Origin of the sequence: Pedococcus sp. (assembly GCF_036000045.1) — a bacterium.
In the GTDB taxonomy this organism is placed as follows: domain Bacteria; phylum Actinomycetota; class Actinomycetes; order Actinomycetales; family Dermatophilaceae; genus Pedococcus.
On sequence record NZ_DASYGF010000025.1, the window covers coordinates 1 to 12,901 of the forward strand.

At 69.0% G+C, this 12,901-nt stretch carries 14 protein-coding genes; 7 read left to right on the forward strand and 7 right to left on the reverse strand.

What is annotated here, in order from left to right; all coding sequences use genetic code 11:
- The coding region (gene trpD, locus VGN50_RS04805; protein ID WP_327443538.1) for an anthranilate phosphoribosyltransferase at positions 1 to 606 on the reverse strand (606 nt) is incomplete at its 3' end.
- A 3-nt stretch (positions 607 to 609) separates the two neighbouring features.
- The gene (locus tag VGN50_RS04810; RefSeq protein WP_327443539.1) at positions 610 to 1,062 is read right to left on the reverse strand and encodes a response regulator; all 453 of its coding nucleotides are present in this window, start codon (positions 1,060 to 1,062) and stop codon (positions 610 to 612) included.
- A gap of 204 nt (positions 1,063 to 1,266) precedes the next feature.
- Between VGN50_RS04810 and VGN50_RS04815 the strand changes: the two genes are divergently transcribed.
- The 5 genes from VGN50_RS04815 to VGN50_RS04835 all read left to right on the forward strand — a co-directional run bounded on the left by VGN50_RS04815 (position 1,267) and on the right by VGN50_RS04835 (position 6,126).
- Positions 1,267 to 1,911 (forward strand): heme-copper oxidase subunit III, encoded by a 645-nt coding sequence (locus tag VGN50_RS04815; protein WP_327443540.1) that lies wholly within the window; start codon positions 1,267 to 1,269, stop codon positions 1,909 to 1,911.
- 67 nt (positions 1,912 to 1,978) lie between these two features.
- Positions 1,979 to 2,761 carry a cytochrome c gene (locus VGN50_RS04820; protein WP_327443541.1) on the forward strand — a complete coding sequence of 261 codons (783 nt, stop codon included), beginning with the start codon at positions 1,979 to 1,981 and terminating at the stop codon, positions 2,759 to 2,761.
- Positions 2,762 to 2,784: 23 nt separating this feature from the next.
- On the forward strand, positions 2,785 to 3,876 hold the full coding sequence (locus VGN50_RS04825) for a ubiquinol-cytochrome c reductase iron-sulfur subunit (RefSeq protein WP_327443542.1): 1,092 nt from the start codon (positions 2,785 to 2,787) through the stop codon (positions 3,874 to 3,876).
- Complete coding sequence (locus VGN50_RS04830; protein WP_327443543.1) at positions 3,873 to 5,648, forward strand: ubiquinol-cytochrome c reductase cytochrome b subunit; 1,776 nt, start codon at positions 3,873 to 3,875, stop codon at positions 5,646 to 5,648. Before VGN50_RS04825 ends, VGN50_RS04830 begins: the two co-directional genes overlap by 4 nt.
- Positions 5,649 to 5,784: 136 nt before the next feature.
- Positions 5,785 to 6,126 (forward strand): metallopeptidase family protein, encoded by a 342-nt coding sequence (locus VGN50_RS04835; RefSeq protein ID WP_327443635.1) that lies wholly within the window; start codon positions 5,785 to 5,787, stop codon positions 6,124 to 6,126.
- Positions 6,127 to 6,152: 26 nt separating this feature from the next.
- Here the strand turns inward: VGN50_RS04835 and VGN50_RS04840 are convergent, their stop codons facing one another.
- The 4 genes from VGN50_RS04840 to coxB all read right to left on the reverse strand — a co-directional run bounded on the left by VGN50_RS04840 (position 6,153) and on the right by coxB (position 10,647).
- Positions 6,153 to 7,376, reverse strand: a complete 1,224-nt coding sequence (locus VGN50_RS04840) for a L,D-transpeptidase (protein WP_327443544.1) — start codon at positions 7,374 to 7,376, stop codon at positions 6,153 to 6,155.
- 168 nt (positions 7,377 to 7,544) lie between these two features.
- Entirely contained in the window at positions 7,545 to 7,946 is a 402-nt protein-coding gene (locus VGN50_RS04845) for a cytochrome c oxidase subunit 4 (RefSeq protein WP_327443545.1), read from the reverse strand.
- A gap of 2 nt (positions 7,947 to 7,948) precedes the next feature.
- A complete protein-coding gene (gene ctaD / locus VGN50_RS04850) occupies positions 7,949 to 9,751 on the reverse strand; it encodes a cytochrome c oxidase subunit I (RefSeq protein ID WP_327443546.1) in 1,803 nt (600 codons plus the stop codon).
- Positions 9,751 to 10,647: a cytochrome c oxidase subunit II gene (coxB, locus tag VGN50_RS04855; protein WP_327443547.1), complete on the reverse strand. Its 897-nt coding sequence runs from the start codon at positions 10,645 to 10,647 to the stop codon at positions 9,751 to 9,753. The genes ctaD and coxB overlap by 1 nt, the downstream gene beginning before the upstream one ends.
- Positions 10,648 to 10,742: 95 nt before the next feature.
- On the opposite strand from coxB, the gene VGN50_RS04860 reads away from it, so the two are divergent.
- On the forward strand, positions 10,743 to 11,921 hold the full coding sequence (locus VGN50_RS04860) for a cysteine desulfurase family protein (protein ID WP_327443548.1): 1,179 nt from the start codon (positions 10,743 to 10,745) through the stop codon (positions 11,919 to 11,921).
- The gene (locus VGN50_RS04865) at positions 11,918 to 12,283 is read left to right on the forward strand and encodes a sulfurtransferase TusA family protein (protein ID WP_327443549.1); all 366 of its coding nucleotides are present in this window, start codon (positions 11,918 to 11,920) and stop codon (positions 12,281 to 12,283) included. Before VGN50_RS04860 ends, VGN50_RS04865 begins: the two co-directional genes overlap by 4 nt.
- Here VGN50_RS04865 and aat read toward each other — a convergent pair.
- Positions 12,198 to 12,893 (reverse strand): leucyl/phenylalanyl-tRNA--protein transferase, encoded by a 696-nt coding sequence (aat, locus tag VGN50_RS04870; protein ID WP_327443550.1) that lies wholly within the window; start codon positions 12,891 to 12,893, stop codon positions 12,198 to 12,200. The two genes, VGN50_RS04865 and aat, sit on opposite strands and share 86 nt — an antisense overlap.
- Positions 12,894 to 12,901 lie beyond the last annotated feature (8 nt).

Here is a 12,901-nt window from a genome sequence, read left to right on the forward strand (position 1 = left end):
CGTGGGTTGTGCCGGGTTGGTCAGCGGCCCCAGGGCGTTGAACGCGGTGCCGACCCCCAGTCCCCCACGTGCGGCGGCGGCGTGGCGCATCGCCGGGTGGAACGTCTGGGCGAAACAGAACGTGATGCCGGCCTCACGGGCGACCTGCTCGACGCGTTCGGGGCTCAACGTCAGGTCGACCCCGAGGGCTTCGAGCACGTCCGCTGAGCCCGAGCTCGAGGACGCGGCCCGGTTGCCGTGCTTGACGACGGTGATGCCGCACGCGGCGATGACGACCGCAGCCATCGTGGAGATGTTGACAGTGTGGGCGCGGTCGCCACCCGTCCCGACGATGTCGAGGCTCGGACCTGCCACCTCGATGCGGTGGGCGTGCTCCAGCATGACGTCGGCCAGCCCCCGCAGCTCCTCGACGCTCTCACCCTTGGCACGCAGCGCGACGAGGAAGCCGGCCAGCTGGACGGGTGTCGCCTCACCGGACATGACCTCGTGCATGGCCCAGGCCGCCTGAGCGGTGCTGAGGTCCTCGCGCCGCAGCAGCATGCTCAGCAGGTCGGGCCAGCTGGCAGTCGTGCGGGTCGGGGAAGACGTCGGCTGGTCGGCCGTCATGGTCTAACCGGCGCGGACGGACCCGCGGCGACCCAGCTCAGCCACCGCACCAGCGAGGGCCACGGGGTCGAGCGGGTGCGGCACGGCCACGTCGGCCAGGGACCAGGTGGCCAGCCAGCCGTCCTGAGGGCGCCCGGTGAGGACCAGGATCGGCGGGCACTGGAAGATCTCGTTCTTCAGCTGGCGGCACAGTCCCAGACCACCCACGGGGGCAGCCTCGCCGTCGAGGATGAGCAGGTCGAAATGGGATGCCTCGACCGCCTCGATCACGGCCGCACTCGTCGCGCACTCGCGCCAGGCGGTCACCTCGACGTCGCGCGCCGGGCGTCGTCCCACGGCAACTCGCACCTCGTCGCGCGTGGTGCGGTCGTCGCTGTAGAGGAGCACCGAGATCTGGCGGACCGGGGTCGCCCCCGCGAGGGCGGTGTCGGTGGCGGGCGCGTGCGAAGCGGTCATGCGGCAGATGCTACCGGGGCAGGCGTGAGACCCCTCCAGGTGGCTCAGAGGTGAGACCCCAGGTCACCCACAGGTGGGGCCCTGGGGCGCCCACAGGTGAGGCCCGTAGCGTGGGATTGCCCACGCTCGGGCCCTCGACGGGGGGTCGACGGTGTGCCGCGTGGGGAATATGGCAATAATGCTCACGTGGCGACAGCATCCGCAGTGACCTCAGACTCTCCCCGCCCCGCGACCATTCCCGGTCACGGTCCGGTCTCCCGGCCCAACATGGTCTCCGTCGGCACGATCGTGTGGCTGGCCAGCGAGCTGATGTTCTTCGCGGGGCTCTTCGCGATGTACTTCACGATCCGGTCGGTCGAGCCTTCGCTGTGGTCCACGGAGACGGGCAAGCTCAACGTCCCCTACGCGACGGTCAACACGCTGGTGCTCGTGATCTCGTCCGTCTGGTGCCAGCTCGGCGTTCACGCGGCGGAGCACGGCAAGGCCCACCGCGGTGCGGCCAGCCTCCTGTCCGTCAAGGAATGGGGCATGCGCGAGTGGTACGTCCTGACCTACCTCTTCGGCGCGGTCTTCGTGTCCGGTCAGGTCCTGGAGTACTCCAACCTCACGCACGACAACATCACCCTGTCGGCCAACGCTTACGGCTCGGTGTTCTACCTGACCACCGGCTTCCACGCCCTGCACGTGACCGGCGGCCTGTTGGCCTTCCTCCTGATCATCGGCCGCACGTTCACGACCCGCCACTACAGCCATGCCCAAGCGGCCGGTGCGGTGGTGACCTCGTACTACTGGCACTTCGTCGACGTGGTGTGGATCGCCCTGTTCGCGACGATCTACCTCCTGAAGTGAGTCGCCGGATGCCGACCACCACTCCCGCCTCCCCCGCCCTGCCCGTGACGACCGACAGGACCGCATCGTGAACGCCTTGGCCGCCCGCCGCCGACACCCGGCCGCGATCGCCGTGCTCATCCTGCTGGGGCTGGTCGTGACCGGCCTCGCCTACTCGGTCCTGGCCCCGCGCCCCGCACAGGCCTCCGCCTCCGGCGTCGACCAGGTCGGACTGGGCAAGAAGCTCTTCCTCGCCAACTGCGCCACCTGTCACGGCCTGCAGGCCCAGGGCAGCAAGGTTGCCCCTTCCCTGGCCGGCGTCGGCGCCGCTGCCGTGGACTTCCAGGTGGGCACGGGGCGTATGCCGTTGGCCAAGCCTGACGTGCAGGCCCCCAAGCAGCGGGTCCAGTTCAGCAACGACGAGATCGCCGCGCTCGCGGCCTACGTCGCCTCCCTTGCCCCCGGCCCGGCCATCCCGGACAGCCAGTCGGTCAGTGGCCAGGGCGGCAACGTCGCCATGGGCGGTGAGCTGTTCCGGGTGAACTGCGCGATGTGCCACAACTTCGCCGGCTCCGGTGGCGCCCTGACCCGCGGCAAGTTCGCGCCCAGCCTGCGCAACGTCTCCGGCAAGCACATCTACGAGGCCATGGTCACCGGGCCGCAGTCGATGCCCGTCTTCAACGACGACAACATCTCCCCTCAGGCCAAGAACGACATCATCGCCTACCTGCACTCGGTCGACCAGGAGGAGAATGTCGGTGGCATGAACCTCGGCAACATCGGCCCCGTTTCCGAGGGCCTGTTCGCCTGGGTCTTCGGCCTTGGCCTCATGGTCGCGTTCGCGGTCTGGCTCGGGAAGAAGGCCGCCTAATGACGTCACGACAGGATCAACCGATGAGTGAACACGACACCGCCTCCCGCGAGGTCGTCCACAGCACCGACGGCTATGGCGCCAACGCCGTCCGCCTCGACCAGGGCCACATCGAGGGCACCGGCGGCCTCCCCGAGCGGTTCCAGAACCCGGGCCTACCCCCGCACGTGCCCCGCATGGCCGACCTCGACGAGAAGGCCGCCAAGCGCGCCGAGAGGCAGGTCGCGACCCTGTTCGGGCTCTCCAGCCTGGCCACGATCGTCTTCGTCGTCGCGTACTTCGCGATCAGCCCGGACCACGCCACGTTCCTGCCCGGCATCGGTAAGGCGAACCTCTACAACGTCGTGCTGGGCACCTCGATGGCGATCGCCCTCCTGGGTATCGGTGTCGGAGCCGTGCACTGGGCCAAGACGCTGATGCCCGACACCGAGATGGTCGAGATGCGTCACCCTCAGCGCGCGTCTGACGCTGACCGTCAGCGGGTGATCGACAACCTCACCGAGGGTGGCGAGGCTGCGCAGATCAACCGCCGCCCGCTCATCAAGTACTCCCTGGGTGGCGCGCTCGGCCTCTTCGCCCTGCCGCTCGTGCTCCCCCTGGTCGGCGGTCTCGGGCCGCTGCCCGGCAACGGCCTGTCGACCACCATCTGGAAGAAGGGCATCCGGCTGGTCCGCGACCCCGAGCGGACCCCCATCCGCGCCGACCAGGTGACGATCGGATCGGTCTACCACGTGCTTCCGGAGTCGATCAACGAGTCCCAGCACGTCCTCGAGGACAAGGCCAAGGCGGCCGTTCTCCTCATGCGCCTCAACCCCGAGGACATCAAGCCCCAGAAGGAACGCGACTGGGGTCACGACGGCATCGTCGCCTACTCCAAGATCTGTACCCACGTGGGCTGCCCTGTCGGTCTCTACGAGCAGCAGACGCACCACCTGCTGTGCCCCTGCCACCAGTCGACCTTCGACGTGACGCAGGACTGCAAGGTGATCTTCGGGCCGGCCAAGCGACCGCTCCCCCAGCTCAAGATCACCGTTGACTCCGAGGGCTACCTCGTGGCCGATGCTCCCTTCCGCGAAGCCGTCGGCCCGAGCTTCTTCGAGCGAGGACACTCATGAGCACCGCCGACACCGTGAACCACGGCACCGCGAACCACGACCCCGTCGACCGTCTCCGGGCAGACGACCCCGCTCCGAAGGCGCCTCCGGGCCCGGGAGCCAAGGCCATCGGCGGCGTCGCCGGTTGGCTGGACGACCGCACCGGCGCGGCCAAGCCGGTCGGGTACCTCATGAAGAAGGTCTTCCCCGACCACTGGTCCTTCATGCTCGGCGAAGTGGCCATGTACTCCATGATCATCTGCCTGCTCTCCGGCACGTTCCTGACCTTCTGGTTCGTTCCGAGCGGCGGGCAGGTCATCTATGACGGCTCCTTCCTGCCCCTGCGCGGCGTGACCATGTCAGAGGCCTACCGCTCCACGGTCGATATCTCCTTCGACATCCGCGGTGGCCTGCTCATCCGGCAGATCCACCACTGGGCCGCGCTGATGTTCATCGTGTCCCTCTCGGTGCACATGCTCCGGGTCTTCTTCACCGGCGCCTTCCGCAAGCCGCGTGAGATCAACTGGGTCATCGGCTCGATCCTGTCGATGCTCGCCCTCGTGGAGGGCTTCGCCGGCTACTCGCTGCCGGACGACCTGCTCTCGGGCACGGGTCTGCGCGCGGCGGAGGGCTTCATGCGCTCGGTCCCCGTGCTGGGCTCGTACCTGTCGTACTTCGTCTTCGACGGGCCGTTCCCGGGCGAGGCGATCATCCCGCGCCTGTACTCCGTACACATCCTGCTGCTGCCGGCCATCCTCGTGGGGCTCTTCACCGCTCACATCGGCCTGGTCTTCGTCCACAAGCACACCCAGTACCCGGGCCCCGGCAAGACCAACGACAACGTCGTCGGCTACCCCGTGATGCCGGTGTATGCCGCGAAGGCCGGCGGCTTCTTCTTCATCGTCTTCGGTGTCATCGCCCTCATTTCCGCCCTGGTCACGATCAACCCCATCTGGGCCTACGGTCCCTATGACCCGAGTCCGGTGACGGCGGGTGCCCAACCCGACTGGTACATGGGCTTCGCCGACGGGGCACTGCGTCTGCTTCCTGGCTTCCTGGAGTTCACCGCCTTCGGGTTCACGTTCTCCTTCAACGTGATGATCGGCGCGATCCTGCTCATCCCGGTGATGTACGGCCTCATGGCGGCCTACCCGTTCCTCGAGCGCTGGGTCACCGGCGACGAGCGCGAGCACCACCTGCTCGACCGGCCTCGCAACAACCCCACCCGCACGGGCCTGGGCATGGCAGCGATGACCTTCTACGGCGTGCTCATGTTCGCGGCCGGCAACGACATCATGGCCACCAAGCTGCACTTGTCGATCAACGACATCACCCACGTCCTGCGTGCAGCGGTGTTCGTAGCCCCGCCCATCGCCTACTGGGTGACCAAGCGGATCTGCCTGTCGCTGCAGCGTCGCGACCGCGACCTCGTCCTGCACGGGCGGGAGACCGGCCGCATCATCCGCACTGCGGACGGCCGCTTCTTCGAGCAGCACGAGGCGCTGGACCCCTACACCCGCTGGAGCCTGGTGCAGCACGACGTGCACCGCCCGCTCGAGCTCGGGGCCGCCACCGACGAGAACGGCGTGGCCTCCCCCACAGCCCGCAAGGAGAAGCTGCGCGCCCGCCTGTCGCACTTCTACTTCAGCGACCGCATCGAGGCTCCCACGCCCGCCGAGCTCGCCGCCGCCCACCACGACGGTCACGGCGCCGAGGCAATCGAGTCCGGCAACGGGTCGGGCACCGGCTCGCAGGCCACCCAGCACGAGCTGGAGTCCTCCGAGCGCCACTGAGGCGCACCACCGTTCCAGCCCAAAACGGCTCCAGGTATGCCGCCCGCTCCCCGGAGTGGGCGGCATACCTGTCTGTGCGCCTGACAGCTGGGTGCCGTGGCACCCGTCGGCACGTGACACGCTGGGTGGCGTGGAGATGGACGCGCGGGACTTCGAGGACGCCGTCGCGGACGCGCTGGATGCCGTCCCCTCGGAGCTCATGGGGCTGCTCGACAACGTGGTCTTCCTCATCGAGGACGAGCCCACGGCCGGCGAGCCCGACCTGCTCGGACTCTACGAGGGGACGCCACTGACGGCTCGTGGCGACGGCTGGGCCGGATCGCTGCCCGACCGGATCACGGTGTTCCGGGGACCCCTGACGCGGATGTGCCGGGACCGTGCGGAGCTACGTGCAGAGATCGCCGTCACCGTGGTCCACGAGATCGCGCACCATTTCGGCATTGACGAGGCGCGCCTGCACGAGCTCGGCTGGGACTAGCGGGGACCTTCGACGAGCGATCGCGCTCAGACCAGCGCGCTCTGGTGCTGCCAGCCTGCGAAGGTGTACTGCCACACCCCGATGCCCTCGGTGGGCAGGAACGGGCGGTTCGAGCCGGTGAAGATGACGATGTCACCGACCTTGGAGTTGTTGAACATCCACTCGGCATTCGCCGGCGACATGTTCGTGCAGCCGTGCGAGACGTTGGCGGTGCCCTGACTGTCCACCGACCACGGCGCGGAGTGGATGTACTCCCCGGTCCAGGTCAAGCGCAGGTTCCACTGGGTGTCGATCTTGTAGTAGTTCGGGTCGCCCTTGGGGATACCGATGGTCGTGGAGTCCATGGTGATCTTGCCCTCCTTGCGGATGATCACCTTCACCCCCGAGCGCGTCTCCGTGAGGGGCCCCGGCCGCCCGGTGCTCACCGGGATCGTCTTGATGACCTGGCCGCCTCGGGTCACCGTCATCATGTGTGTCTGGATGTTGACCCGGCTGACCATCGCCGAGCCGACGGTGAAGCTGGCGTGGTCGTCGTGAGCGATCCACTTGTCCGCGCCGGTCTGGACGCCGGTCAGCGGCGCGTCGACCGTCACCGTGGTGCCTGGCTGCCAGTAGGTCGCCGGGCGCCACATCAGCTGACGGCTGTCGAGCCACCCCCATGAGCCCTTCTGGGCGGGCGAGACTGTGATCTTGACGAGCTTCTCGATCTGAGCGCGCATGGCCTTGGTGGCCACCGCCGTGTCGAACTGGATGCTGGCCGGCATGCCGATGCCGACGGTGTCACCGGAGTTGAGGATGCCGTAGGTGGCGACGACCTTGGGCACCAGCGTGGTGAAGGTGCTGGTCGTGGTGCTCGATGCCCCACCGTCGGGCCCGGTGGACTTGGCGGTGACCGTGTAGGTGGTGCTGGGAGCCAGGCGAGCGCTGGAGATCCACGTGCCCGAGCTGTCGGTCGACCCGGGCACGGCTTTGCCGGTGGCGTCGGCGACCGTGACGTGGTCGACCGTACCGGTCGTCGCCTTGACGGTGACGGTCTGGGTGGGCAGGACACCGGTGGCCCGATCGGCGGGCGCGATGACCAGCTGGGCCGGCTGGGCGGTGGCTGAGGACGACGCGGACGGTGCGGGCGCGGATGACTGGCTGGAGTCGTGCGCCGACGGCGTCACGGAGACCCCTTGGCAGGCTGCCGCCAACGTCGCCACAGCGACCATCGTCAGGGCAGCGGACAGTGCCCGAGGCCGTCGTGTCATACCTACCACGTGTGCGCTCCTGTGCTCGGCGTCCGGCCTCCTAGCCGGCGGCCCCCCATATGGCGGCCGCCTCGGGAGGCGGCCAGCCTGCCCCAGTCTACCCGTTCAGCATGGGCGTCATGACAACGACGCGAACCGCGAGGAGCACGAGGGGACCGCGAGGGGCGCTCAGACGGCGTGCGGGCCCTTGAAGTACTCGAAGGTCCAGCCCACCAGAGCGACCACGCCCAGGGCGGCGCCGATGATGAACAGCCACCAGCCGATGGCCACTCCCAGGAAGCAGAGCGCTGCGGCCCCGGCGAGTGGCAGCGGCCACCAGGAGTGGGGGCTGAAGAAGCCGTACTCCCCCTCCTGCTCGGCGATCTCACCCGCGGGGTTGTCCTCGGGGCGCTCGGGCAGGCGGCGACCGGTGATCCACAGGTAGAAGGCGATCATGATGCCCAGGCCCGAGGAGAGGAAGAGCCCTGCGGGGCCGACCGGCTCGCGCCAGTGGGTGAAGTAGCCGTAGATCACGCCCAGAGGCGCGAAGAAGGCGGCTAGGACGACGAAGAGCTTGTACTCGATCTTCATCGTCAGTCGCGCTCCTCGTGGTAACGGCCATGCTGGTCGGGACGGTCGAGGTCACCCGTGTGGTGCGGGTGCAGGCCCTCGCCCTGCTGGGCCGGCCCGACGATGCGGGTCAGCGTGTCGGGGTCGGCCATCAGGCTCGCCATGTGGGTGACCTCCGGGTGGTGCAGGTCGAACGCGGGGCGCTCGGAGCGGATCCGGGGGATGGAGTCGAAGTTGTGCCGCGGAGGCGGGCACGACGTGGCCCACTCCAGCGAGGCGCCGTAGCCCCACGGGTCGTCCGTCTCCACCAGCGGCGCCGTGCGCCACGTCTTCCATACGTTGTAGAGGAACGGCAGCGTCGACGCGGCCAGCAGGAAGGCGCCTGCTGTCGACACCTGGTTCATCCAGGTGAAGCCGTCCTCGGGCAGGTAGTCCGCGTATCGACGGGGCATGCCGTCCACGCCGAGCACGTGCTGGATCAGGAAGGTGGTGTGGAAGCCGATGAACAACATCCAGAAGTGCCACTTGCCCAGGCGCTCGTCGAGCATGCGCCCGGTGAACTTGGGCCACCAGAAGTAGAAGCCACCGAACATCGCGAACACGACGGTCCCGAACACGACGTAGTGGAAGTGAGCCACCACGAAGTAGGTGTCGGACAGGTGGAAGTCGAGCGCCGGGCTGGACAGGATGATGCCGGTCAGGCCACCGAAGAGGAACGTGATGAGGAAGCCGATGGCCCAGAGCATGGGCGTCTCGAAGGACAGCTTGCCCCCCCACATCGTGCCGATCCAGTTGAAGAACTTCACTCCGGTCGGCACGGCGATGAGCATGGTCATCACCGAGAAGAACGGCAGCAGGACCTGACCCGTGGCGTACATGTGGTGGGCCCACACGGTCACCGACAGGGCTGCGATGCCGATCGTGGCGAACACGAGCGTCTTGTAGCCGAAGATCGGCTTGCGCGAGAACACCGGCAGGATCTCGGAGATGATGCCGAAGAACGGCAGCGCGATGATGTAGACCTCTGGGTGGCCGAAGAACCAGAACATGTGTTGCCACAGCATCGGCCCGCCGTTCTCCGCCTGGAAGACGTGGGCACCGAACTTGCGGTCCGCACCCAGCGCGAGCAGCGCCGAGGCCAGCACCGGGAAGGCCATGAGCACGAGCAGGCTCGTGATCAGGATGGTCCAGGTGAAGATGGGCATCCGGAACATCGTCATGCCGGGGGCGCGCATGCAGATGATCGTGGTGATGAAGTTGACCGCACCAAGGATCGTGCCGAAACCACCGAGCGCGAGACCGAAGACCCACAGGTCACCGCCGGCTCCGGGGCTGTTGCTGGCGTCGGACAGCGGCGAGTAGGCGAACCAGCCGAACGACGCGGCGCCGGACGGCGTGAGGAACCCGGCGGACGCGATCAGGCCACCGAAGAGGTAGAGCCAGTACGCGAACATGTTCAGCCGCGGGAAGGCGACGTCCGGCGCGCCGATCTGGATGGGCATCAGCGCGTTGGCGAACCCGGCGAACAGGGGCGTGGCGAACAGCAGCAGCATGATCGTGCCGTGCATGGTGAACAGCTGGTTGAACTGCTCGGGGTTGTCGACGACCTGCAGGCCCGGCTGGAAGAGCTCGGCGCGGATGAGCAGCGCCAGCACACCACCGAACATGAAGAACGCGAACGAGGTGATGAAGTAGAGGTTGCCGATGACCTTGTGGTCCGTCGTCGTGAGCCACTTCACCACGGTCTGGCCCTTGGTCAGCCGCCGGGTGGAGGTGGCCTGGGTCGACCGGTAGTAGGTCGACGAGGTGTCGGTGACGGCTGCCATCACTGCCCCCCTGCGCTCGGAACGCTGCTCTGGTCTTGGTTCATGATCTTTTCTGGGTTGAGGCTGTTGTCGAGCTGGCCGGTGTTGCCCTTGGCCTTGAGGTCGGCGATGTGCTGCTCATAGGTGGCCTGGTCGACGACCTTGACGTTGAAGAGCATGTCCGAGTGGTAGGCACCGCAGAGCTCCGCGCACTTGCCCCTGAAGTCACCCGTCTGCGTCGGGACCACCTGGAACTTGTTGACGAGCCCCGGGATCACGTCGAGCTTCTGGAGGAAGGCCGGCACCCAGAACGAGTGGATGACGTCCCGCGAGGTCAGCACGAACTCGACCCGCTTGTTGACCGGCAGGTAGAGGGTCGGCAGCGAGGCCTCGGCCCCCGGCTTGCCCGTGAGCTCAGCCTGGGTGCCCGCCTCGTACGTCTTCTCGTTGACGTAGTTGAAGTCCCAGCTCCACTTCTTGCCGATCACGTTGACCACGACGTCCGGGTGCTTGGACGTGTCGAGCAGGGTCGCCTCGTCGTGCGCGGTGTAGTAGAAGAGCACGGCGATCATGAACACCGGGACGACGGTGTAGAGGATCTCCAGCGGCACGTTGTAGCGCAGCTGGACCGGCAGCTCGGTGTCGTCGGGGCGCCGGCGGTAGGCCACGACGCACCACAGGATCAGGCCCCAGACGAGGACACCGACGCCGAGGGCGGCGATCCAGGCGCCCACCCAGAGGTTGGTGACGTGCTGGCCGTTCTGGGTGACCGCCCGAGGCAGGAACCCGTCCTGGACACGGCCGGCGCAGCCGGAAAGGGCGAGCACGACGAGCGCGGCGAGGGATGCCGTGGTCGCCGTCCTGACGAGGGTCCGCCGCCGGTGTGGGCGCGGCGCAGAGACGTCATGCTGACGCAACGGTGCACCTTCTTCGAAGCAGTGAGGGGCCATCGCGCCAAACCCTACTCCAGCCCCCGCCCCTGGGCCGGTCAGGGTGCGGCTAACGTCGAGGTGTGGCCGAACCCACTGTCCCCCGGGCCCTTCTCGACGCGGCGAGTGGTCCTGTGCACCCCCAGGCGACGCAGACGTTGATGGCGGCGATCGAGGCCGGCTGGGCGGACCCACGGCGCCTGTATGCCGAGGCACGGACCGCTCGCATGCTGCTCGACCAGAGCCGGGAGGTCCTCGCCGCAGGGTTGGGAGTGCGCCCATCTGAGGTCTGCTTCGCCCCCGATGGTGTCGCTGCTGCACGACTGGCGGTCGACGGGCTCCTGCACGCCGCGCGCCGCCGCGGGTCCGGCATGGTCGCCTCGGCCGTCGAGCACTCGGCCTTCCTCGTCCCGGCTCGCGACCGGCTGAACCGCGACGCGGCAGCCCGCCTTCACGAGGTGCCCGTCGACGCCCGCGGGCGGGTGCATCTCGACGCCCTGACCGAGGCCCTTCAGGACCCTGCAGTCGTGGTGGCCGCCCTCCAGCATGGCAACGCCGAGGTGGGCACGCTGCAGCCGATCGCCCAGGCGGCCGAGGCCGCCGCCCGCGCCGGTGTCCCCCTGGTCGTGGACGCTCAGGCCTCGCTCGGCCGCACCGCGCCACCGGAGCGCTACGACGTCATGGTCGCGGATGCCCGCTCGTGGGGCGGTCCAGGTGGGGTCGGGCTCGTGATCCTGCCCGAGCGGACCCGCTGGTCGCTGCCCGGGGCCGCCGATCCCGACGAGGCGCTGACGGGGCCTACCCGGCATACGCCCTGGCTGCCTCTCGTTCTGGCGGCCGCCGAGGCCTGGCAGCAGACCGAGGCCACCCGCGCCACCGACGAGCGCGAGGCGTTCGCCCTCGTCGACCGCCTCCGGGCGGCGGCCGCGGCCGTGCCCGACACCGAGGTGGTGGGCGACCCCGTCGGTCGGCTGCCGCACATCGTGACGTTCTCGGCGCTCTACACCGACGGCGAGGCCCTGGTGCGGGCGCTGGACCGCCGCGGGGTCGCCGTCGCCTCCGGGTCGGCATGCACCAGCAGCACGCTCGAGCCGAGCCACGTCCTGGCGGCCATGGGAGCCCTGACCCACGGCAACCTCCGGGTGACCCTGCCCCTCGCCGCCGTGGCGCCTGAGCGGGCCTCGGCCGTCGAGCGCCTCGCCGTGGCGCTCCCCGAGGTCGTCGCCGAGGTGCGGGCCGAGCTGGGAGCGCGGAACCTGTGACCTCCTCCCCCGGTCCCGACGCGTTCGCGAGTGCGCCCGACGCGGTCGTCGACGCGCGCGGGCTGCGCTGCCCGCTACCGGTGATCCGGCTCGCCGCTCACGCCCGCTCCGTCGGGGGCGTCGAGGTGGTGGAGGTGCTGGCCACCGACCCGGCCGCCAGGTCAGACATCCCGGCGTGGTGCCGGCTCCGCGGTCAGGAGTACCTGGGCGCCCTCGACCGGGCCGCCGACGGTGGGGTCGCCGAGGGCGGCGGCCACACGGCATACCGGGTCAGGATCACCCCGGCCGACGCGGAAGGACGAACGGCGGCGGAGGCAGCCGCAGCGCGTCCTGGAGGCGCGCCAGATAGGCCTGCCGGCTGACCGTGACCACGCCCAGCGACCGCAGGTGGTCAGTGGCCCACTGGACGTCCACGATGCGGCGAGGGTCGCCGTCGGCGAACACGGTATCCGCCAGCGCGACCACGGCCGCCTTGGACGCGTCCCGGGCACGGTGGAACATCGACTCCCCCGCGAACAGGCCACCGATGGCGAGTCCGTACAACCCACCCACGAGCTCGCCGTCCTGCCAGGTCTCGATGCTGTGCGCCCAGCCCAGTGCGTGCAGCTCGGCATAGGCGTCGACGATCTCGGGGGTGATCCAGCCGCCTTCGCGTGAGGGGTCGGCACACGCTTCGACCACCTCACGGAACGCGGTGTCGGCCCGCATCTCGAAACCGCGCATGGCCTTGCGCAGCGACCGGCTCGCGTGCACCCCGCCCCGGAGCAGGACCCCCCTCGGGTCAGGGGACCACCAGCCCAACGGCCGCGAGCCGTGCTCGCCGACCCCCATCGGGAACACCCCGCTGCGGTATGCCGCGAGCACGGTGCCCGGCCGCAGGTCACCGCCGAGCGCCACCAGGTCCTCGCCGTCCGCGACGGTGCTCAGGTCGAAGTCCCACGGGGTCTGCGGCGGCTCTACCGGGTCGCGCATCCGCCGCT

Excerpts from the sequence above, each read along its gene's own strand:
- VGN50_RS04810 (WP_327443539.1), bottom strand. The coding sequence starts at position 1,062 with ATGACCGCTTCGCACGCGCCCGCCACCGACACCGCCCTCGCGGGGGCG.
- VGN50_RS04825 (WP_327443542.1), top strand. The coding sequence starts at position 2,785 with ATGAGTGAACACGACACCGCCTCCCGCGAGGTCGTCCACAGCACCGAC.
- VGN50_RS04845 (WP_327443545.1), bottom strand. The coding sequence starts at position 7,946 with ATGAAGATCGAGTACAAGCTCTTCGTCGTCCTAGCCGCCTTCTTCGCG.
- aat (WP_327443550.1), bottom strand. The coding sequence starts at position 12,893 with ATGCGCGACCCGGTAGAGCCGCCGCAGACCCCGTGGGACTTCGACCTG.
- ctaD (WP_327443546.1), bottom strand. The coding sequence starts at position 9,751 with ATGGCAGCCGTCACCGACACCTCGTCGACCTACTACCGGTCGACCCAG.
- VGN50_RS04840 (WP_327443544.1), bottom strand. The coding sequence starts at position 7,376 with ATGACACGACGGCCTCGGGCACTGTCCGCTGCCCTGACGATGGTCGCT.
- VGN50_RS04830 (WP_327443543.1), top strand. The coding sequence starts at position 3,873 with ATGAGCACCGCCGACACCGTGAACCACGGCACCGCGAACCACGACCCC.
- VGN50_RS04835 (WP_327443635.1), top strand. The coding sequence starts at position 5,785 with ATGGACGCGCGGGACTTCGAGGACGCCGTCGCGGACGCGCTGGATGCC.